Below are 21,106 nucleotides of genomic sequence, written 5' to 3'. Positions count from 1 at the left end.
CCGCTCAATGGGTGCGGCGGTAGGTCCACAGCTGCGCCGGCGGGATGTTGCGCACGACGAAGTCGAGATGGCTGATCTGGTAGCGGTCCGGCACGGCGACGACGGGGGAGAGCGGACCGTAGGAGATCTGCACGACGGGGCGGCCGACCGGGACGCGGGCAAGCAGGTCTTCGATCAGCGCGACGCGCCGGTGCATCGGGAAGTTGAGGAGCGGCACGGCGGAGATGACGCTGTCGAAGGTCGCGTCGCGGAGGTCGCCGAGGGTCCTGTCGAGGTCGAAGGCGTCGCCGTTGATGAAATTGACGCCGTGGAAGCGCTCGACGAGGTAATTGTAGAAATCCGTGGAGAATTCGACCGACGTCAACTTCTCCGGCGCAAGGCCGGTCTGGAGGATCGCCTTGGTGATGACGCCGGTGCCGGGACCGAGTTCGAGAACGGGCAGGCCGGAGGCGGGATTGACGACGCTCGCCATGCGGCGCGCGGTGACGGAAGACGTCGGGATGATGGCGCCGACCGCTTTCGTGTTGCTCACCCAGCCCTTGAAGAAGCGGATCTCGTCGTCGAACTTCTTGCCGAGCCGCTCCTTCACCTTTACGCGCAACGTCATGCCGTCCCCCTTCGTGGTAGCATCCAAACGGCCGCGGCGGCTTTCATTCCGCCCGGTCCGTCCAGCGTAGACAGAATATGTGACGCGGTTTGCGTCAAAAACAAGTCTGATTGCGCCGCCGCCTGCAAGTTTCCTTCGAGGCGGCGCGCTGCTTAAAAAAGAACCCGCCGGCCGGCCGGCGGGTTCCTCACAGGGTTTCCCGACGCCGCGGCGGCCGTTCTCACACGCGCATCGGCATGAGCACGTAGAGCGCGTCGTCACCGGCAAGGTCGCGCACCAGCGTCGGCGAGCCCGGATCGGCCAGCATGAAGACGGCTTCGGAGCCGGAAAGCTGCGCGGTGATGTCGAGCAGGTACTTCGCGTTGAAGCCGATTTCCAGCGGGTCGTTCTCGTAGCCGACCGGCAGTTCTTCCGTAGCGCTGCCCGAATCCGGGTTGTTGACCGTCAGCGTCAGCTGGCCGTCGCTCAGCGCCAGCTTCACGGCGCGGCCGCGTTCGGAGGAGATGGTGGAAACGCGGTCGACGGCCTGGGCGAAGGACTGGCAGTCGATCTTCAGCTCCTTGTCGTTGCTGGTCGGGATGACGCGCTGGTAATCCGGGAAGGTGCCGTCGATCAGCTTGGAGGTCAGCACGATCGAGCCGATGGTGAAGCGGATCTTCGCGTCGGAGACCTCGACGGTAACGGTAAGGTCCGGGTTGTCGACGAGCTTCTGCAGCTCGCCGACCGTCTTGCGCGGGATGATGATGCCCGGCATGCCCTCCGAGCCGGACGGGGCGTCCACATCGGCGCGGGCCAGGCGGTGGCCGTCGGTGGCGACGGCGCGCAGCTTGAGGTCGCCCTTGCTCTCGATCGTGTGGATGAAGATGCCATTGAGGTAGTAGCGGGTCTCCTCCGTCGAGATCGCGAACTGGGTGCGATCGATCAGCATCTTCAGGTCCGTCGCCTTGAGGCGGAAGGTGTGCGAGAAGCTGCCGGCGGTCAGGTCCGGGAAGTCGGACTGCGGCAGGCATTGCAGCGAGAACTTCGAGCGGCCCGAGGCCACCGTCATCGAAGCGCCGTCGGCACCGGTGGCCAGCAGCACTTCCGAGCCGTCGGGCAGCTTGCGCACGATGTCGTAGAGCAGGTGCGCCGGAACGGTGGTGGCGCCGGCCTGCTCCACCTGGGCGGGCGTCGCCTCGGTGATCTCGAGGTCGAGGTCGGTCGCCTTCATGTCGAGGCTCGCGCCGTCCGCGCGCAGGAGCACGTTCGAGAGGATCGGGATCGTGTTGCGCCGTTCGACCACGCGATGGACGTGGTTCAGCGACTTCAGAAGGTTGGACCGCTCGAGAGTAATGCGCATGAACTGTACCGCTTTCGACCGCTAGCACGCCGGGAGCCGGCGCGGCATTGCCTTGGAATTCCGGCAGGCGCCGGAAGATGTGGACGGGCAAAATGGCAGAAACTTGCGGAACTTTGCAAGTGCTAACGATACGAGACGCATCTTCCTTGGCGGCTGCACCTTGCGGGGGCCTGCTTGCTCGCCCATAAGGAGGAAAAGGAAGGGCGAGGGAACGATGCAGGACGGCAGGGCGGCAGGCGGCGCAGGCGAGGGCGGAAAGACTTTCCGCCTCAACAATGCCGTGATCCCCGCCCGGCCGTTGGAGCCGGCGCTCTACCTGGTCGCAACGCCCATCGGCAACCTGTCGGACATCACGCTGCGCGCGCTGGAAACGCTCGCCGGCGCCGACGTGCTCGCCTGCGAGGATACCCGCGTCACCCGCGTTCTGCTCGACCGCTACGGCATTGCGGGCCGGCCCTATGCCTATCACGAGCACAATGCCGCCGAGGCCGGCCCGCGCCTCATCGCCGCGCTTGCGGCCGGAAAGTCCGTGGCGCTCGTCTCCGATGCCGGCACGCCGCTCGTCTCCGATCCCGGATACCGGCTGGCGCTTTCGGCGATCGAGGCCGGCCATCGCGTCGTGCCGATCCCGGGCGCGTCCGCGCCGCTCGCCGCCCTCGTCGGCTCCGGCCTGCCGAACGACGCGTTCTTCTTCGCCGGCTTCCTGCCCTCCAGGGACAAGGCGCGGCGCGACCGCCTGGCCGAGCTGGCGGGCGTTCCGGCAACGCTCCTCTTCTTTGAATCGCCGCACCGCATCGCCGCGACGGTCGCGGCTGCCGCGGAGGTGCTGGGCGAAGGGCGCGCGGCCTGCGTCTGCCGGGAGCTCACGAAGACCTTCGAGGAATTCCGCCGCGGCACGCTCGGCGAGCTCGCGGCCCGCTACAAGGACGGGCCGGCGGTGAAGGGCGAGATCGTCTTCGTCGTCGGCCCGCCCGGCGAGGCGGCGGCGCCGGAGGCGGCGGACGTCGACCGGCTGCTTTCCGCGCTGGCAAAAGACATGCCGGCCGGCAAGGCGGCGACCGAGGCGGCGCGCCGGACCGGCCTGCCGCGCAAGGAGCTCTACCAGCGCCTCCTCGGCCTGAAGGACGCCGATGCGGGATAGGACGGCGGATCCGAACCGGCTCAGGGCCTTCCGCCGCGGGCGCGTCTGCGAATACGTTGCCGCGCTCTACCTCATCGCCAAGGGATACCGCATCCGTGCCATCCGCCATCGCACCAGGCTCGGCGAGATCGACATCATCGCCCGGCGCGGCGACTTGGTGGTCTGCGTGGAGGTGAAGGCCCGCCGCGATGTCGGCAGCGCCGTCTTCGCCGTCACCGGAACCGCCCAGCAGCGCATCCGCGCGGCGAGCGAGCTCTGGCTCGCCCGCCAGCCGGATGCCCATCGCCTGTCGCTGCGCTACGACATCGTGGCGGTGCTTCCGTGGCGGCTTCCCCGGCATTTTGTGGATGCGTTCTGATCAAAGGCAAAATGTAACGGAACTGACACGAAACCGTAACGCGTCCGTCACGGTGGCTGATTAGTGCACCCTCACACCAAGTCCGGTGAAGAGGAGCAACCCATGTTCAAGCCGCTTTCCCTCGCAGGTTTCGCACTCGCCGTTTCCGCCACGACCGCGATGGCCGCCACCAACATCACCTGGTGGCACGGCATGGCCGGCCGCAACGGCGAAGTCATCAACGAAGTCGCCCAGAAGTTCAACGCCGCCCAGTCGGCCTGCGCCCTCACGCCGGTTTCCAAGGGCACCTACGAGGAAGCGCTCGCCTCCGGCATCGCGGCCTTCCGCTCGGGCGAACAGCCCAACATCCTGCAGGTCTTCGACGCCGGCGCGGCGACGATCATCAACGCGCCCGGCGCCGTCATCCCGGCGGAGGATCTCATCACCGGCGCCGGCCACGCGTTCGACCGCGATGCCTTCATCGAGGGCGTGCGCTACTTCTACGCCGCGCCGGACGGCAAGTTCGTCGGCATGCCGTTCAACTCCTCGGCGCCGATCATGTATATCAACACCGAGGCCCTCGAAAAGGCCGGCGTCGAAGCGCCGAAGACCTGGGAGGAGTTCGAGGCGATCGCCCCGAAGCTGAAGGAAGCCGGCTACCTGCCGCTCGTCCAGTCGCAGCTCACCTGGCAGTTCACGGAGAACTTCTTCTCGCGCCACAACATCCAGTTCGCGACGAACAACAACGGCTACGACTCGGTCACCGACACCAGGATCAACATGACGGACAAAAACCTCGTCATGATGTTCACCAAGCTGAAAGCCTGGGCTGACGAAGGCTATTTCGGCTACTACGGCGCCGGCTGGAACGACAACCAGAAGCTCTTCGAAGACGGCAAGGCCGCGTTCTGGATCGGCTCCTCGGGCTCGTTCGGCGGCCTCCAGAAGACCGCGCAGAAGCCCTTCACGGCGACCTTCCTGCCCTACTGGCAGAGCGTCGAGGGCGCCGGCACCAACACCTTCATCGGCGGCGCCGCCCTCTTCGCCATGTCCGGCAAGCCGGACGCCGAGAACAAGTGCACGGCCGACTTCTTCCAGTTCCTGACCTCGCCGGAAATCCAGAAGTTCTACCATCAGGCCACCGGCTACGTCGCCATCACCAAGGCGGCCTACGAGCTAGCGAAGTCCGAGGGCTATTACGAGAAGACCCCGGTCGCCGAAGTCGGCATCCAGCAGCTCATGCTGCCGTCGGGCGAATGGTCGAAGGGCTACCGCCTCGGCTTCTACCCGCAGATCCGCGAGATCATGGAGCGCGAATACGGCCGCATCTTCGCCGGCGAAACCTCCGTCGAGGACGCCATGAAGACCATCGAGACCGAAGCGAACGAGCTGCTCGCCCGCTTCGCCAAGACCGCCGGTTGATAGGGTAGGGGTTTCCCCTCACCCCGCCTCCGCTTCGCTCGGCGACCCTCTTCCCACGGGGAGAGGGGGGACCGGCGACGTTACAGCATCTCACCTTCTCCCCTCGGGGAGAAGGTGGCCGGCAGGCCGGATGAGGGGGCTGCCATCGAAGGATCGCCCATGAAGCGCGTGCAATTCTCCTCGCCCTTTCTGCCCTATCTCTTCCTCGCGCCGCAGATGGCGATCATCGTCGTCTTCTTCTACTGGCCGTCGATCCAGGCGATCCGCTCGTCCTTCTATCTCGAGGATCCCTTCGGCTTCGGCTCCACCTTCGTCGGCCTCGGCAACTATTCGGATGCCTTCGCTTCCCTGCAGTACCAGGCGATTGCCCGCTTCACCGTCGTCTTCACGGCGCTCGTCACCTTCCTGTCGCTTGGGCTCGGCATGCTGCTCGCCGTGAAGGCGGATGCGGTGCTGAAGGGCGCCTCCGCCTACAAGACGCTGCTGATCTGGGTCTACGCCATCGCCCCGCCGGTCGCCGGCCTCATGGGCATGATGTTCTTCGACCAGCATATCGGCCCGCTGGTCAAGTTCGCCGGGCTTTTCGGCTGGGACATGAAGGTCGGCCTCAACTACTACGACACCGCCTTCGCGATGATCGTCGTGTCGGTCTGGAAGCAGATCCCCTACAATTTCATCTTCATCCTCTCGGGCCTGCAGGGCATCCCCGCCTCCGTGCGCGAAGCCGCCGCCATCGACTGCCGCTCCGGCATGCGGCGCTTCTGGACGATGACGCTGCCGCTGCTCGCGCCCACCGCCTTCTTCCTGCTCATCATCAACATGACCTACGCGCTGTTCGACACGTTCGGCGTCATCGACGTGATGGTGAAGGACAAGGCCGCCAACAACCCCATCACGCTCGTCTACAAGGTCTACATGGACGGCTTCCGCGGCAACGACCTCGGCGGTTCCTCCGCCCAGTCCGTGATCCTGATGATCGTCGTCTTCGTGCTCACCGTCTTCCAGTTCCGCTTCATCGAGCGGCGCGTGCACTACAATTGAGAGGGCGCCCGCGATGAACCGCATCCGTCTTTTCGATCACCTCGTCCTCCTCCTCGGCGTCTTCGTCATGGTCGCGCCCGTCGTGGTCGCCTTCATGACCTCGACGCACGAGGCGGCCGACATCCACAGGAACGGCCTGTCGCTGTCCTGGGGCGGCAACTTCACCGAGACCTACAACACCGTGCTGACCCGCAAGGGCGGTTTCACCGGCGAGATCACCGGCGCGCGCATGGTGTGGAATTCCCTGATCCTCGGCGTGGGTTTCGCCGCCGGCAAGATCATCCTGTCCATGCTCGCCGCCTATGCGATTGTCTATTTCCGCTTCAAGCTCGGCACGCTGTTCTTCTGGATGATCTTCACGACCCTGCTGCTGCCGCTCGAAGTGCGCATCGTCCCCTCCTACGAGGTGATGAACAAGCTCTCGCTCACCAACACCTATACGGGCCTCATCGTGCCCCTGCTCGCCTCCGCCACCGGCACCTTCTTCTTCCGCCAGTTCTTCAAGTCCGTGCCGGAGGAACTGCTGGAGGCCGCGCGCATCGACGGGGCAGGGCCGTTCAAGTTCTTCATCGACGTGCTCGTGCCGCTCTCGCGCACCATGATCGCCGCCATCTTCATCATCATGTTCGTCTACGGCTGGAACCAGTATCTCTGGCCGACGCTGATGACCACCGATGAGCGCTTCTTCACGCTGGTGCGCGGCATCAAGCAGATCCTGCTCGTCTGGGTGGGCTCCAACATTCCCGACTACAACGAGGCCTTTGCGCTGGCGATCCTCGCCATGCTGCCGCCGGTGATGATCGTCCTGATCTTCCAGCGGTGGTTCATCAAGGGCCTGACCGAAAGCGACAAATAGGGGAGTTTCGTCCGATGGCATCGATCGGCATCAGGGACGTGTCCAAGGTCTACAATGGCGGGGTGACCGCGGTCAGCTCCGTCAGCATCGACATCGCCGACGGCGAGTTCATCGTGCTCGTCGGCCCGTCCGGCTGCGGGAAGTCGACGCTCTTGCGCATGGTCGCCGGGCTGGAGACGATAAGCCGAGGACAGGTGGCGATCGGCGGGCGCGTGGTCAACGAGGTCGACCCCGCCGACCGGGACATCGCCATGGTCTTCCAGAACTACGCGCTCTATCCGCACATGACGGTCTACGAGAACCTCGCCTACGGCCTGAAGAACCGCCGCACGCCCAAGGCGGAGATCGACGCGCGCGTGGCGGAAGCCGCCCGCATGCTGGAGCTCCAGCCCTATCTGGAGCGCAAGCCCCGCGCGCTCTCCGGCGGCCAGCGCCAGCGCGTCGCCATGGGCCGCGCCATCGTCCGAAAACCCTCCGCCTTCCTCTTCGACGAGCCGCTGTCGAACCTCGATGCGAAGCTGCGCGTCTCCATGCGCGGCGAGATCAAGCGCCTGCAGCGCCGCGTCGGCACGACCTCGCTCTATGTGACGCACGACCAGCTGGAGGCCATGACGCTGGCCGACCGGCTCGTCGTGCTTTCCGGTGGCCGGATCGAGCAGGTCGGCCGCCCGCTCGACGTCTACCACCGTCCGGCGACGACCTTCGTCGCGAGCTTCATCGGCTCGCCGGCCATGAACCTCGTCAGCGGCGAAATTCACGGCAGCAGGCTTGCGATCGGCCCGGCCCTGGTCGACCTCGGTTCGGCCGTGCCCGCGCAGGGTGCCGTCACCGTGGGCCTGCGTGCGGAAGACCTTCGCCTTCATTCGGGACCGGAAGGCGCCTTGCCCTTCCGCGTCGACTATGTCGAGGAACTCGGCGCCCAGCGGCTCGTGCACGGCTTCGTCGGCGATCAGCCCATGGTCGCGGCGACCTCCTCCGAAGTCCCGCTTCCCGAGACCGCATCTCTCTCCATCCAGCCCTCCAGGCTGCACTTCTTCGACACCGCGGGCGGTCGCCGCATCGACTGGTCGCAGACGGCGATCGGCCGTGCCGCGGCCGCTCCGGAGGCCGTGGCGTCATGATCCGCACGACCGTCGACCGGCTGGCCGCGCCGACCCCTGCGGAACGCGCCGCGATCGCCGCGCTGGAGAAATCCGTTTCCGCGCACGACGCCCGCATGGCGGAGCTCGCCTGCATGAACGCCGTCGAAGCCGGCGGCCTTGCCGAACGCGCCGAGCCGCTACCCTTTCCTTTCACCGTGGCCGCCTGGAACCTGGAGCGCTGCCTGTTTCCGCTGCAAAGCGCCGAGCATCTCGGCGCGACCGGCGCCGAGATCGTGCTGGTCTCCGAAATGGACGACGGCATGGCCCGCACGCGCCAGCGCCATACCACGGCGGAAGTCGCCGAGGAGCTGGGCATGGCCTACCTTTACGGCGTCGAATTCATCGAGCTCGGGCTCGGCTCCGACACGGAGCGCGAATTCTGCAAGGACGATTTCAACCGCCGGGGCCTGCACGGCAACGGCCTCCTCTCCACCGTGCCCGTGCACGAGCCCTTCCTGCTGCGCCTCGAAGGCGGTCGGCTCTGGTTCATGGGCGAGGTGGATCAGCCGCGTCTCGGCGAACGCATGGCGATCGGCGGGACCGTCGTGACGCAGGCCGGTCCGCTCGTCGTCGTCTCCACCCACCTGGAAAGCGCCGCCAGCGCCGCCTATCGCGAACGCCAGATGGTGGGCCTCATGGACGCGCTGGACGCGGCGTTCCCCGGCCGGCCGCTGCTTATCGGCGGCGACCTCAACACCGGCAACCATGCCGGCGGCGATTTCGAGGCCGAGGGCCTTTTCGCCCGCGCCGCCGAACGCGGCTTCACCCGCCATGGCGGCCCGCTCGACGCCATGACCACGCGTCCGAGCCTCATCACCCGCTGGCCCGAACGGGCGATGAAGCTCGACTGGTTCCTCTCGCGCGGCCTTGCTGTGTCCGACACGCGCATCGTTGCCTCGCTTTGCCCCTCCGGACGGCCGCTCTCCGACCACGACCTCATCACCTGCCGCATCGACGGTTTCGCCTGAGGAGGCAAGCCCGTTGCGTTCCCGCCTGCGGCACCCTAAATGTGTCGGGCATTCCTGAGGGGACTTTCATGGCCAAGATCAAGAACGTCGCGGTCCAAATGGACCACGTGTCGACCATCAGCATCGCCGGCGATTCCACCTTCGCCATGAGCCTCGAGGCGCAAAGCCGCGGCTACAGGCTCTTCCACTATACGCCGGATCGCCTCAGCCTGCGCGACGGCAAGGTCTATGCCACCGTCGAGCCGATGGAACTGCGCGACGTCAAGGGCGACCACTACACGCTGGGTGAGGCCGAGCGCGTCGACCTTTCCACGATGGACGTGGTGCTGCTGCGCCAGGACCCGCCCTTCGACATGTCCTACATCACCTCGACGCACCTGCTGGAGCGCATCCACCCGAAGACCCTCGTCGTCAACGACCCGGCCTGGGTGCGCAACTCCCCGGAAAAGATCTTCGTCACCGAATTTGCCGACCTGATGCCGGCCACCCTCATCACCCGCGATCCGGCGGAGATCCGCCGCTTCCGGGAGGAGATGGGCGACATCATCCTCAAGCCGCTCTACGGCAACGGCGGGGCCGGCGTCTTCCATTCCACCAGGGACGACCGCAACCTCTCCTCGCTTCTCGAAATGTTCGGCCAGATGTTCCGCGAGCCCTTCATCGCCCAGCAATACCTGCCGGACGTGCGCAAGGGCGACAAGCGCATCATCCTCGTCGACGGCGAGCCGGTCGGTGCGATCAACCGCGTGCCCGCCGAGCATGACAGCCGCTCCAACATGCATGTCGGCGGCCGCGCCGAGGCGACGGAGCTGACGGCGCGCGAGGAGGAGATATGCGCCCGCATCGGCCCCGCCCTGCGCGAACGCGGCTTCCTGCTCGTCGGCATCGACGTCATCGGCGACTACATGACCGAGATCAACGTGACGTCCCCGACCGGGATCCGCGAGGTCAGGAAGTTCGGCGGCGCCGACATCGCGGCCCTCCTCTGGGACGCGATCGAAAAGAAGCGCTGAAACCCGTTTCTCATCCCTTGCGAAAGTTTCACGGGGACGGTCCGTTCGCGAACGTCCCGTTTTCGTTCCGCCGATGCAACCCGGTGCAACCGAAGCGTGGAGAACGTCTTAGCAAGTTCTATAATTGTTCTTGTTTCATTCCGGAATTCGTGCCAGATTTGCAGTTGCAACCCAGAGGCGGCTTGAAGGGCCGTTTTCGGCCAGGGCGAGCGGGGGCGATCATGGTGGCACGAGTCGGTACCATTGCGTTTCAGGGCATCGAGGGCGTGCCCGTAGATGTGCAGGTCATGGTGGCGCCCGGCAAGGTGGGCATGCAGATCGTCGGCCTGCCGGACAAGGCGGTCGCCGAAAGCCGCGAACGGGTGCAGGCGGCGCTTCATGCCTCCGGCCTTTCCCTGCCGCCGAAGCGCGTGACGGTCAATCTCGCGCCTGCCGACCTGCCGAAGGAAGGCAGCCACTACGACCTTGCCATCGCCCTCGGCCTCATGATGGCGCTCGGCGCCGTGCCGGGCGATGCGCTGGAGGACTATCTCGTCATCGGCGAGCTCAACCTCGACGGCACCATTGCGCCCGTCGCCGGTGCGCTGCCGGCCGCGATGGGCGCCAATGCGCTCGGCAAGGGCCTTGTCTGCCCGGCGGAAAACGGCGCGGAAGCCGCCTGGGCCGGCGGCGGCCTCGACATCCTCGCCCCGCGCAGCCTGATCGCGCTCGCCAACCACTTCAAGGGCACGCAGGTCCTGTCGCGGCCGACACCCGCGATCCGCGCGCCGGCGGCGGACCTGCCGGACCTTGCCGACATCCGCGGCCAGGAGAGCGCCAAGCGCGCGCTGGAAGTGGCGGCCGCCGGCAACCACAATCTCCTGATGGTCGGCCCGCCCGGCTCGGGAAAATCCATGCTCGCCGCGCGTCTGGCGGCCATCCTGCCGCCGCTTTCCCCGGCGGAGCTGCTGGAGGTCTCGATGATCCATTCCATCGCCGGCCAGCTTTCCGGCGGCCGCCTGTCGGATCGCCGCCCCTTCCGCGCGCCGCACCATTCCGCCACCATGGCCGCCCTCGTCGGCGGCGGGCCGCGGGCAAGGCCCGGCGAGGCCTCGCTCGCCCACAACGGCGTGCTCTTCCTCGATGAGCTGCCGGAATTCTCGCCGCAGGCGCTCGATGCGCTGCGCCAGCCGCTCGAAACCGGCGAATGCATCATCGCCCGCGCCAACCACCGGGTGAGCTACCCCGCCGCCGTCCAGCTCGTCGCGGCGATGAATCCCTGCCGCTGCGGCATGGCGGGCGAGCCGGGCCGCACCTGCGCCCGCGGTCCGCGGTGCATGAGCGACTACCAGGCCCGCGTCTCCGGCCCGCTGATGGACCGCATCGACATCCGCATCGACGTGCCGGCCGTCGCCGCGACGGACCTCATCCGCCCCATGGCCGCCGAGCCGAGCGAAACCGTCGCCCGCCGCGTCGCCCGCGCCAGGGCCTTGCAGGTCGATCGTTTCGCCCGTCTCGGCATGGGGTCGGTGACGAGCAATGCCCGCGCCTCGACGGCCCTCGTCGAAAAGGTCGCCGAACCCGATCCCGGCGGCCTGCAACTGCTGCGCGACGCGGCGGAGAAGATGCGTTTTTCCGCCCGCGGCTATCATCGCGTCCTGAAGGTCGCCCGTACGCTCGCCGATCTCGACGAGGCGCCGGTCGTCGGCCGCATCCATCTGGCGGAGGCGATTTCCTACCGCATCGCCGGCGAACGGCTGGTCGCGGCGGCATGATCGCGCAATGAATGCCCGTTCGCGGCAGCCGTCCGGACGGAACGGGTTCCTGTGCCGAAGGCCGGGTGCGGCAGCGGTTGGCGGCTCACGCTGCGTGACGCGGCAGCCGCCCCGAGGCGTGCGCAAAAAGGCAGGCCGCCGCTTCGGGAAGCGGCGGCCGTGGTTTCGTCCGGAGCAATTCCGGCCGGATTTGCAGGGCCATGCGGCTGGATTTCGCGAAAGCGAGGAGACGGAGTGCTTTCGCGATTTGCGTAAATGCGCAGACGATGACGTCTTGCGGGCCTTGCCTCAGCCGCCGAGACCCTCGAAGAGCGCAGTGGAAAGATAGCGCTCGGCGAAGGAGGGGATGATGACGACGACGGTCTTGCCCGCGTTTTCAGGGCGGCTGCCGACCTTGGCGGCGGCGGCGAGCGCCGCGCCGGAGGAGATGCCGACGGGAATGCCTTCGAGCCGTGCGACGAGCCGGGCGTTCTCGAAGGCCTCGTCATTGGTGACGGTCACGACCTCGTCGTAGATCGACGTGTCGAGGATCGCCGGGGCAAAGCCGGCACCGATGCCCTGGATCTTGTGCGGGCCGGGATTGCCGCCGGAAAGGACCGGGCTGTCGGCGGGCTCGACGGCGACGACCCTGATGCCGGGCTTCCGCGCCTTCAGGACCTGGCCGGCGCCCGTGATCGTGCCGCCGGTGCCGATGCCGGAAACGAGGATATCGACAGCGCCCTCCGTGTCGTTCCAGATTTCCTCCGCGGTCGTCCTGCGGTGGATTTCCGGGTTGGCCGGGTTCTCGAACTGCTGCGGGATGACCGCGTCCGGAATGGTGGCAGCCAGTTCCTGCGCCATGGCGATCGCGCCCTTCATGCCCTTCGGGCCTTCCGTCAGCACCAGCTCGGCGCCGAGCAGCGCCAGCATCTTGCGGCGCTCGACGGACATGGTCTCCGGCATGGTGAGGATGAGGCGATAGCCCTTGGCCGCGGCGGCAAAGGCGAGCGCGATGCCCGTATTGCCCGAGGTCGGTTCGACCAGCGTCGACTTGCCGGGCGTGATCCTGCCCTCGGCTTCGAGCGCTTCGATCATCGCCACGCCGATGCGGTCCTTCACCGAGGCGATCGGATTGAAGAATTCGAGCTTGGCGAGAAGGCTGGCCTGGACGCCCTTCTCCCTGGCAAACTTGTCGAGCCGCACGATCGGCGTATCGCCGATGGTCTCGGTGATGGAGGCGTAGATACGGCCGCGGCCGGGTTTGCGGGTGTCGGTCATCGGGGGCTCCCTCGGTTCTCGTTATTCGGAAGATAGGAGGGAACGCGCCCTTAGACGAGTCCGGATTTCGCGGCAAAAGCGCCGAAGGCGGAATAATTCCGTGACGATCCGGCCGAAGCCGGGTCGGCCGATCAGGCCGCGCGGGTCGCGATATAGGCGGCGGTGCCGGCGAGGATGCCGGCGGCGATGCGGTTCAGCCGCTGCAGCGCCTTCGGCTGCCTGAGCAGAAGCCGGGCGCGCGAGGCGAGCGCCATGTAGGGAATGAGCACGGTGAGCAGCACCACGAAGGTTGCGCCGAGCAGCACGCCATAGTCCTTCAGGCCGATCGCGTTGAGATCGACCAGCGTCGGCACGAGCGCGACATAGAAGAGCATGGTCTTCGGATTGCCGAGCGTCACGAACAGCCCGGAGAGGAAGGACATGGTCATGCCGGTCGAGCGCCGTGCCTCGATGTCCTGCGGCAGGAGGCCGGTGGTCCAGAGCTTCCAGGCGATGTAGCCGAGATAGAGCGCCCCGGCGATCTTGATCAGCATGAAGGTGGTGGTGAAGGTCTGCGCGATGAAGGCAAGCCCGAGGATGACCGCGGTCAGGTAGATCATGTCGCCGAGGATGAGCCCGAGCCCCATGAAGAAGGTCGGCCGGAAGCCGGAGCCGAGCGCGCGGGCGACGATCGCCGTGATGCCGGGACCCGGAATGACGGCGGCGATGAACAGCGCGCCGCAATAGGCGATCAGGACGGCGAGGGTCATGGAGAGCTCCTTGGATGGCCTCTTTTACCGCCCCCGGCGTTTTCCGGCAATGGCCGCGGGTCACGTTGCGGGGCGGGCATGCCCCTAGCGCACGCCGGTGGAGCCGAAGCCGCCGGCGCCGCGGGCGGTCTCGCTCGCTTCCGTCGCCTCGCGCACGGCGACCTGCGTGACGGGCGCGATCACCATCTGGGCGATGCGCATGCCGCGCTCGATCACGAAGGGTTCCTCGCCGAGGTTTATGAGCAGGACCTTCACCTCGCCGCGATAGTCGCTGTCGACGGTGCCCGGCGTGTTGAGGCAGGTGATGCCGTGCTTGAAGGCGAGGCCCGAGCGCGGGCGCACCTGGCCTTCGTAGCCGTGCGGAATCTCGAGGACGAAGCCGGTCGGCACGAGCGCCCGCTTTCCGGGTTGGAGTGTCAGCGGAGCGTCCGCCTCGACGGCGGCGCGCAGGTCCATGCCGGCGGCGCCGGATGTCTCGTAGGCGGGCAGCGCGATGCCCGCGCCGTGCGGCAGGCGGACGAGGCGGAGCGTGGGCTGGGCGGGGGCGTGCGCGTTCATGCGCCCAATAAGCCGGCGTGTCGTTCGCCTCGTCAATTGCGCTTTGCCGGCGGAGCCTGTAAAGACCGCGGCAACCCACAGGATATTGCTTGAAAATGGCCGAAACCCTTGCCGAGGCGGTCTCCCGCCGCCGCACCTTCGCGATCATCGCGCACCCGGACGCCGGTAAAACCACCCTCACGGAAAAACTCCTTCTCTTCGGCGGCGCCATCCAGCTTGCCGGCGAGGTGAAGGCGAAGAAGGACCGCATCCAGACCCGCTCGGACTGGATGAAGATCGAGCGCGAGCGCGGCATCTCGGTCGTCACCTCCGTGATGACCTTCGAATATGACGGCAACGTCTTCAACATCCTCGACACGCCCGGCCACGAGGACTTCGCGGACGATACCTACCGCACGCTGACCGCGGTGGACGCCGCCGTCATGGTCATCGACGCGGCGAAGGGCATCGAGCCGCGCACGCTGAAGCTCTTCGAGGTCTGCCGCCTGCGCGACATCCCGATCATCACCTTCGTCAACAAGATGGACCGCGAGAGCCGCGATCCGTTCGAAATTTTGGACGAAGTGGAGGAAAAGCTCGCGCTCGACACCGCCCCGGTGACCTGGCCCGTCGGTCGCTCGAAGACCTTCTGCGGCTCCTACCACCTCGCCGACCGCACCTTCCGCGGCTCTGATACGCAGGTCCAGCCGACGAGGATCGACGATGCCGACGAGGTTGCCAAGCACCTGCCGGAAAACGAGCGCCAGGCCTTCGTCGACGAGATGGAGCTTGCCCGCGAGGCCTGCCGCCCGTTCGACCGAGAGGCCTTCCTCGAAGGGCATATGACGCCGGTCTTCTTCGGCTCGGCGCTCCGCAATTTCGGCGTGCGCGACCTCATCAACGCGCTCGGGGCCTTCGCGCCGCCGCCGCGCGACCAGGTGGCGGACGTGCGCACGGTGCATGCCTCGGAAGACAGGATGACGGCCTTCGTCTTCAAGATCCAGGCGAACATGGACCCGAACCACCGCGACCGCATCGCTTTCGCCCGCGTCTGCTCGGGCATGCTGGAGCGCGGCATGAAGGTGCGCCTTGCCCGCACGGGCAAGACGATCGGCCTGTCGGCGCCGCAGTTCTTCTTCGCCTCGCAGCGCCAGCTTGCCGATACGGCCTATGCCGGCGACGTGGTCGGCATTCCGAACCACGGAACGCTGAGGATCGGCGACACGCTGACGGAAGGCGAGGCGCTGGTCTTCGAGGGCGTGCCGAACTTCGCGCCGGAGATCCTGCGCCGCGTGCGGCTGGAAGACGCCATGAAGGCGAAGAAGCTGAAGGAAGCGCTCCAGCAGATGGCGGAGGAGGGCGTCGTGCAGCTCTTCTCGCCGGAGGACGGCTCGCCGGCCATCGTCGGCGTGGTCGGCGCGCTCCAGCTCGACGTCCTGAAGGAGCGCCTTTCGGCGGAATACGGCCTGCCGGTCTCCTTCGAGATGTCGCGCTTTTCCGTCTGCCGCTGGATTTCCTCCGACAGCCCGGGCGAACTGGACAAGTTCGTCACCCAGCGCCGCGGCGATATCGCCCGCGATCTCGACGGCGATCCGGTGTTCCTGGCGCAGGACGCCTTTTCGCTGCGCTACGAGGCTGAACGCTATCCGGCCATCAAGATGGTCGCCATCAAGGAGTACCACGTCACCAAGGCGTAACCCGCGCCTGTCACTTTCATGGTGACAGGCGTCTCTCCATTTGCGAAAAGCATTGCCGAGACAGGGGCGTCCGCCGCAAGGCGGGCTGAGAAGCACCCTTTGAACCTGAACCGGATCATGCCGGCGGAGGGAGTCGCTCGGGTGCCGCATCGCGGTTGCCCGCAGGCCGCCTCCGCCGTCGATGGGAGGCAAGATGGCTGGCACGATCGCAAACATTCTCTCAATCGCAGGCTCCGATCCCTCGGGCGGCGCCGGCATCCAGGCCGACCTGAAGACCTTTGCCGCCTGCGGCACCTACGGCATGGCCGCGCTGACGGCGCTGACGGCGCAGAACACGCAAGGGGTGTCCGGCGTGCACCTCGTGCCGCCCGCCTTCGTCGCGGCGCAGATCGCGGACGTCTTCGCCGATGTGCGCGTCGACGCGGTGAAGATCGGCATGATCGCCTCGGCGGAGATCGCCGGGGCCGTGGCCGACGCGCTGTCGCCGCGCCGCGGCGTGCCCGTCGTGCTCGATCCGGTGATGGTCGCCAAGGGCGGCGCCTCGCTGCTCGCGCCGGAGGCCGTCGAGGCCCTGACGCGCCGGCTGCTGCCGCTCGCCGCCGTATTGACGCCGAACCTGCCGGAGGCGGCCGCCCTGCTGGGCGAGCCGGAGGCGGCCGACCGGGCGGCCATGGAAGACCAGGCCAGGAAGCTGCTCGCGCTCGGCCCGCGGGCGGTGCTCCTGAAGGGCGGGCATCTTGCGGGCGGCGAAAGCCCGGATGTGCTGGCGACGCCGGAAGGCTCGCGCTGGTTCGAGGGGGTGCGCATTCTGACGCGCAACACGCACGGCACCGGCTGCTCGCTGTCGAGCGCCATCGCCGCCGAGCTCGGCAAGGGGCGGTCCCTTGCCGATGCGGTGGCGGCGGCGAAGAGCTTCATCGCCGCCGCCGTGCGCGGTTCGGATGCGCTCGCCGTCGGATCGGGCCATGGGCCGCTCCATCATTTTCACGCGCTCTGGACCTGACCGTCAGCGGTCCGCCAGCGCGAGCCGCAGGCCCATGAGGCCGAGGGCGGCGGCGAAGCTGCGCTGCATCCAGACCATGATCTTCGGCCGGCTCAGCACCTGCCGGCGCAGGCCTGCGGCGAGCGCCGCGTAGAGGGCGAAGACGAGGAAGGTGAGCAGCATGAAGACGCCGCCGAGGAACAGCATCTGCGCCGTGGCGCCGGGCGCGCTGGCGGGAACGAACTGCGGCAGGAAGGCGAGGAAGAACAGCGACAGTTTCGGGTTCAGGATATTGGTGAGGACGCCCTTGCGCACGATGCGGAAGGCCTTTCCGGCCGGCGCCTGCTCCGCCCGCAGGTCCAGCGCCTTGCTCTCCTTCACGAGGCTCCAGGCGATGAAGAGGAGGTAGGCGACGCCGATATAGCGCAGCACCTCGAAGGCGAGCGCGCTGGCATGCAGCAGGGCGGCAAGGCCGACGACGCTGGCGAGGATGTGCGGGACGATGCCGAGCGTGCAGCCGAAGGCGGCGAGGAGGCCTGCGCGAAAGCCGCCGCCGATGCCGAGCGCCAGCGTGTAGATCACGCCGGTGCCCGGAAGCAGGATGACGACGAGCGAGGTGATGAGGAATTCGTAGGTCATGTGGGGCTCCATGCCGCTGGGGAAGCGGCAGGAGACACCGGAAGGCCCTCACGGGTCTTGAACGAAATTGCAGGTCAGGCGAGGGCGGCGAGATAGGCGCCCGGCGTATAGCCGTAGCGGCGCGTGAAGTTGCGCGTCATGTGGCTCTGGTCGGCAAAGCCGGCCGTAATCGCCGCCTCGGCAAGCGGCGTGCCCGCGGCGATCAACTGGCGGGCGAGTTCGACCCGCCGCTGAATGAGGTAGGCATGGGGCGTAAGGCCCGTGACGCGGGCGAAGTCGCGCACCAGCCGGAAGCGGCCGAGCCCGCAATCGGCGGCAAGGTCCTCGAGCGTCACCAGCGAGGCCGGATCGGCATCGAGCCGGTCGCGGGCGCGGGCGACGGCCGGCGCCGCGGCGCCCTCCGGCCGTGGCGGCTGCTCCCGCAGGGCCGCGGAAAGCAAGAGAAGGAGCCGCTCCTCCCCGGCGATGGAGGCGGCATGATCGTCCAACAGCGCGGCAAGGGCGGCCGAGACGAGCCCGGCAATGCGCCCGTCCTCCAGCACCGGTGCATGAAATTCCTCGCGCGGCCGGCCGTCGAAAATGTCCTCCACCGCGGCCGCGACGATGGCCTGCCGGATGTAGAGCATGCGCCAGGCGCGCGGCGCATCGCCGAGCGGTGCCCCGTCGTGCACCTCGCCGGGATTGACGGTGATCGTGTTGCCGGCTTCGGCCTCCACCATGCCCCGGCCGCTCGCCGACTTCTGCGCGCCGCGCTCCACGACGCCGATGCCGTAGACGTCATGGCTGTGGCGCGCGAATGTGTGGCGGCTATCCGCGAGGACGGCCTCGATGCCGTCGATGCCCGTCCGGAAGATCCGGAAGATCCGGAAGTGTCCGCTCGCCATGGCTCAGTCCCTCGGCGCGCCGGGCAGCGCGGCCGTCTCGCCGAACCAGTCCACGGCGGAACGGCACCAGATCTGGCGCGTCGGCCTCAGCGCGGCCCGCTGGCTGATGCTGCCCCAGCGGATGCCCCAGGTTTCGGCATCCGCGCCGGTGCCGGTGGTGAAGAGCGGCGAGCCGCATTCGGGGCAGAAATACTGCAGGCGGCTGCGGCCGCTGTCGGCGGTCTTGGTGTAGAGCTTCGGCGGGTTGCCGGTAAGGCGCACGGCCGTGCGCGGCACGCTCGCCGTGACGCGGTAGGGCGAGCCCGTCAGGCGCTGGCAGTCCGTGCAATGACAGATCGAGACCTGGTCCGGGTCTATCTCGGCCTCGTAGGTCACGAAGCCGCAATGGCATTGGCCGTCGATCCGCATGCCTGCCGTCCTCCATGGCGCGCAGATAAGGATAGGTGTTGATGCCAGCCCGTCAACGCACGATGGAAAATTCCCTGTTCCGCTGGAAACTGCCCGCGTTCTTCGATGTCGCCAAAATGACACGCATGGTTTCCGCCCGTTTACATTCTTTAACGCATTTTTACCCATTTGCGTTGAAAATCCGGGCAGTGCCATGGTTAATCTGTGTTTAACGCCGGTTCGCGCCGGTCTTCGAAAGCGAGAATTGCGTCATGTGCCGTTGGGCAGCCTACCGCGGGGAGCCGCTTTATCTCGAGGAGATCGTCTCCTCGCCCGCCCATTCGCTGATCGAGCAATCCCACTGCGCCACCCGCGCCAAGACGGCCACCAACGGCGACGGCTTCGGCATCGCCTGGTACGGCGAGCGGCCGGAGCCCGGACGCTACCGCGACATCCTGCCCGCCTGGTCCGATTGCAACCTGAGGAGCATCGCCCGGCAGGTCCGTTCGCCGCTCTTCCTCGCCCATGTGCGCGCCGCGACGGGCGGCGGCACGCGACGCGACAATTGCCATCCCTTCGTCAACGGCATCTGGTCCTTCATGCACAACGGCCAGATCGCCGATTTCGAGCATCTGCGCCGGCCGCTCGAAACGATGCTCGACAACGACCTCTACCATGCCCGCACCGGCTCGACGGATTCCGAGCTGCTTTTCCTGCTGGCGCTGCAATTCGGCCTTGCGCGCGATCCGCTCGGCGCCATGGCCGAGACGATCGCCTTCGTCGAGCGCCTTGCCGCGCATCTGGAGCGCCGCGTGCTCGTGCGCTTCACCGCCGCCTTCTCCGATGGCGCCGAGCTCTATGCCGTGCGCTATGCGACGGACTATGCCGCCCCGACGCTCTATGCCGCGCCGATGGGCGCGACCGGCGGCTACTGCCTCGTCTCCGAGCCGCTGAACGACGATACGGAAGCCTGGGTGGAGATCCCGGACGGCAGCGCGGTCGTGCTCGGGGAAAACGGCGTGGACGTGCGCATCTTCTCGCCTGCCGGCCGCCCGGCCGGCGCGATGGAAACGAAGCTCGCCCTCGTCAAGTAAGACGCCCGGCGATCCAGTCGGCAAGACGGCGGGCGACGTCGTCCTTCGAAAGGTCCGGCCATTCCTCCACGCCCGCGGCGGTGATCAGCTTCACGCTGTTGCGCGTGCCGCCCATGATGCCGGTCTGCGGCGAGACGTCGTTGGCGACGATGAGGTCCGCGCCCTTCTTCTCAAGCTTCACGCGGCCGTTCTTCTCGACATCCTGCGTCTCGGCGGCGAAGCCGACGACGACCTTCGGGCGCTGCTCGTGGTGGCCGACGGTCTTCAGGATGTCCGGGTTCTCCGCCAGCATGAGCGGTGGCGGGCCCTTGCCCGGCTGCTTCTTGATTTTCTCCGCGCCCGGCGCCGCGACGTGCCAGTCGGCGACGGCGGCGACCATGACCGCGATGTCCGCCGGCAGCGCGGCGAGCACGGCTCGAAGCATCTCCTCCGCCCGTTCCACCCTGACGACCCGGACCCCCGGCGGGTCGGGCAGCGCGACGGGGCCGGAGACGAGCGTCACGTCGGCGCCGAGCCGGGCGAGGGCCGCGGCGATGGCATGGCCCTGCCGGCCCGAAGAGCGGTTGGCGATGTAGCGCACCGGGTCGATCGGCTCGTGGGTCGGGCCGGAGGTGACGATGGCCCTGCGGCCGGCAAGCGGCCTTTGCCCGCCGTCGAGTAGGCCTTCCGCCGCCGCGACGATTTCGAGCGGCTCCGCCATGCGGCCGAGGCCCGCCTCGCCGCCCTCGGCCATCTCGCCGGCATTGGGGCCGACGAAGGAAAGGCCGTCCCTGCGCAAGGTCTCGACATTGCGGCGCGTCGCCGGATGCGCCCACATCTTCGGGTTCATGGCGGGCGCCAGCAGCACCGGACGGTCGGTGGCGAGGAGCACGGTCGAGGCGAGGTCGTCGGCAAGGCCGTGCGCCATCTTCGCCATCAGGTCGGCGGTGGCGGGAGCGACGACGACGAGGTCGCAGTCGCGCGCCAGCCTTATGTGGCCGACATCCTGCTCGTCCTCGCGGGAGAAGAGGTCCGTATAGACATGGCCCGCCGAGAGCGCGCCGACGGCGAGCGGCGTCACGAATTCCCGCGCCCCGGCCGTCATGACGGGCCGCACCTCCGCGCCCCGCTCGCGCAGCCGGCGGATGAGGTCCAGGCTTTTGTAGGCGGCGATGCCGCCGGAGATGACGAGGAGGATGCGTTTTCCTGCAAGCGGCATGGCGGGTCCCGGGCTCGTGAGGCGCATGGTCGGCGCCAGTTTCTCCTATCCCTTTGAAAGCG

General features: G+C 67.5%; 21 protein-coding genes and 1 riboswitch. Of the genes, 12 read left to right on the top strand and 9 right to left on the bottom strand.

Going from position 1 to position 21,106, the window contains the following annotated elements; genetic code table 11:
* Positions 1-4: 4 nt before the first annotated feature.
* Positions 5-607, bottom strand: a complete 603-nt coding sequence (pmtA, locus tag ACIIOY_RS10940; RefSeq protein WP_411034687.1) for a phospholipid N-methyltransferase PmtA — start codon at positions 605-607, stop codon at positions 5-7.
* 220 nt (positions 608-827) lie between these two features.
* Positions 828-1,946 (bottom strand): DNA polymerase III subunit beta, encoded by a 1,119-nt coding sequence (dnaN, locus tag ACIIOY_RS10935; protein WP_411034686.1) that lies wholly within the window; start codon positions 1,944-1,946, stop codon positions 828-830.
* 214 nt (positions 1,947-2,160) lie between these two features.
* Between dnaN and rsmI the strand changes: the two genes are divergently transcribed.
* From rsmI to ACIIOY_RS10890, 9 genes are all read left to right on the top strand, one after another.
* Positions 2,161-3,087, top strand: coding sequence for a 16S rRNA (cytidine(1402)-2'-O)-methyltransferase (gene rsmI, locus ACIIOY_RS10930; protein ID WP_411034685.1), 927 nt, complete (start codon positions 2,161-2,163; stop codon positions 3,085-3,087).
* Positions 3,077-3,445: a YraN family protein gene (locus tag ACIIOY_RS10925; RefSeq protein WP_411034684.1), complete on the top strand. Its 369-nt coding sequence runs from the start codon at positions 3,077-3,079 to the stop codon at positions 3,443-3,445. The genes rsmI and ACIIOY_RS10925 overlap by 11 nt, the downstream gene beginning before the upstream one ends.
* Before the next feature lie 102 nt (positions 3,446-3,547).
* Positions 3,548-4,846: an extracellular solute-binding protein gene (locus tag ACIIOY_RS10920; RefSeq protein ID WP_411034683.1), complete on the top strand. Its 1,299-nt coding sequence runs from the start codon at positions 3,548-3,550 to the stop codon at positions 4,844-4,846.
* Positions 4,847-5,005: 159 nt separating this feature from the next.
* Positions 5,006-5,887, top strand: a complete 882-nt coding sequence (locus ACIIOY_RS10915) for an ABC transporter permease subunit (RefSeq protein ID WP_411034682.1) — start codon at positions 5,006-5,008, stop codon at positions 5,885-5,887.
* A 13-nt stretch (positions 5,888-5,900) separates the two neighbouring features.
* On the top strand, positions 5,901-6,743 hold the full coding sequence (ugpE, locus tag ACIIOY_RS10910; protein WP_411034681.1) for a sn-glycerol-3-phosphate ABC transporter permease UgpE: 843 nt from the start codon (positions 5,901-5,903) through the stop codon (positions 6,741-6,743).
* 14 nt (positions 6,744-6,757) lie between these two features.
* Complete coding sequence (locus ACIIOY_RS10905) at positions 6,758-7,864, top strand: sn-glycerol-3-phosphate import ATP-binding protein UgpC (protein WP_411034680.1); 1,107 nt, start codon at positions 6,758-6,760, stop codon at positions 7,862-7,864.
* Entirely contained in the window at positions 7,861-8,853 is a 993-nt protein-coding gene (locus tag ACIIOY_RS10900) for an endonuclease/exonuclease/phosphatase family protein (protein ID WP_411034679.1), read from the top strand. Before ACIIOY_RS10905 ends, ACIIOY_RS10900 begins: the two co-directional genes overlap by 4 nt.
* Before the next feature lie 68 nt (positions 8,854-8,921).
* Complete coding sequence (gshB, locus tag ACIIOY_RS10895; protein ID WP_411034678.1) at positions 8,922-9,866, top strand: glutathione synthase; 945 nt, start codon at positions 8,922-8,924, stop codon at positions 9,864-9,866.
* Between the two features lie 221 nt (positions 9,867-10,087).
* On the top strand, positions 10,088-11,620 hold the full coding sequence (locus ACIIOY_RS10890) for a YifB family Mg chelatase-like AAA ATPase (RefSeq protein ID WP_411034677.1): 1,533 nt from the start codon (positions 10,088-10,090) through the stop codon (positions 11,618-11,620).
* A gap of 288 nt (positions 11,621-11,908) precedes the next feature.
* Here the strand turns inward: ACIIOY_RS10890 and cysK are convergent, their stop codons facing one another.
* The 3 genes from cysK to dut form a co-directional block, all read right to left on the bottom strand.
* Complete coding sequence (gene cysK, locus ACIIOY_RS10885) at positions 11,909-12,877, bottom strand: cysteine synthase A (protein WP_411034676.1); 969 nt, start codon at positions 12,875-12,877, stop codon at positions 11,909-11,911.
* Positions 12,878-13,008: 131 nt separating this feature from the next.
* The gene (locus ACIIOY_RS10880) at positions 13,009-13,626 is read right to left on the bottom strand and encodes a LysE family translocator (protein ID WP_411034675.1); all 618 of its coding nucleotides are present in this window, start codon (positions 13,624-13,626) and stop codon (positions 13,009-13,011) included.
* Positions 13,627-13,710: 84 nt separating this feature from the next.
* Positions 13,711-14,184, bottom strand: a complete 474-nt coding sequence (dut, locus tag ACIIOY_RS10875) for a dUTP diphosphatase (protein ID WP_411034674.1) — start codon at positions 14,182-14,184, stop codon at positions 13,711-13,713.
* 95 nt (positions 14,185-14,279) lie between these two features.
* On the opposite strand from dut, the gene ACIIOY_RS10870 reads away from it, so the two are divergent.
* Both ACIIOY_RS10870 and thiD read left to right on the top strand, forming a co-directional pair.
* A complete protein-coding gene (locus tag ACIIOY_RS10870; protein ID WP_411034673.1) occupies positions 14,280-15,860 on the top strand; it encodes a peptide chain release factor 3 in 1,581 nt (526 codons plus the stop codon).
* 52 nt (positions 15,861-15,912) lie between these two features.
* A riboswitch (TPP riboswitch) is annotated at positions 15,913-16,009 on the top strand.
* Between the two features lie 44 nt (positions 16,010-16,053).
* Entirely contained in the window at positions 16,054-16,863 is an 810-nt protein-coding gene (gene thiD, locus ACIIOY_RS10865; protein WP_411034672.1) for a bifunctional hydroxymethylpyrimidine kinase/phosphomethylpyrimidine kinase, read from the top strand.
* Positions 16,864-16,866: 3 nt separating this feature from the next.
* On the opposite strand, the gene ACIIOY_RS10860 is transcribed toward thiD, so the two are convergent.
* From ACIIOY_RS10860 to ACIIOY_RS10850, 3 genes are all read right to left on the bottom strand, one after another.
* Positions 16,867-17,481, bottom strand: a complete 615-nt coding sequence (locus tag ACIIOY_RS10860) for a LysE family translocator (protein WP_411034671.1) — start codon at positions 17,479-17,481, stop codon at positions 16,867-16,869.
* A gap of 74 nt (positions 17,482-17,555) precedes the next feature.
* A complete protein-coding gene (locus ACIIOY_RS10855) occupies positions 17,556-18,365 on the bottom strand; it encodes an AraC family transcriptional regulator (RefSeq protein WP_411034670.1) in 810 nt (269 codons plus the stop codon).
* Positions 18,366-18,368: 3 nt separating this feature from the next.
* Positions 18,369-18,773 carry a GFA family protein gene (locus tag ACIIOY_RS10850; RefSeq protein ID WP_411034669.1) on the bottom strand — a complete coding sequence of 135 codons (405 nt, stop codon included), beginning with the start codon at positions 18,771-18,773 and terminating at the stop codon, positions 18,369-18,371.
* Between the two features lie 251 nt (positions 18,774-19,024).
* Between ACIIOY_RS10850 and ACIIOY_RS10845 the strand changes: the two genes are divergently transcribed.
* Positions 19,025-19,846 (top strand): class II glutamine amidotransferase, encoded by an 822-nt coding sequence (locus ACIIOY_RS10845; RefSeq protein WP_411034668.1) that lies wholly within the window; start codon positions 19,025-19,027, stop codon positions 19,844-19,846.
* Here ACIIOY_RS10845 and coaBC read toward each other — a convergent pair.
* Positions 19,839-21,044, bottom strand: coding sequence for a bifunctional phosphopantothenoylcysteine decarboxylase/phosphopantothenate--cysteine ligase CoaBC (gene coaBC, locus ACIIOY_RS10840; RefSeq protein WP_411034759.1), 1,206 nt, complete (start codon positions 21,042-21,044; stop codon positions 19,839-19,841). The two genes, ACIIOY_RS10845 and coaBC, sit on opposite strands and share 8 nt — an antisense overlap.
* Between the last annotated feature and the right edge of the window lie 62 nt (positions 21,045-21,106).

The sequence above is a fragment of the Shinella agrisoli genome (genome assembly GCF_046557955.1).
In the GTDB taxonomy this organism is placed as follows: Bacteria; Pseudomonadota; Alphaproteobacteria; order Rhizobiales; family Rhizobiaceae; genus Shinella.
The sequence above is the reverse complement of the archived record's forward strand: the minus strand, read 5'-3'. Positions and strand labels throughout refer to the sequence as shown.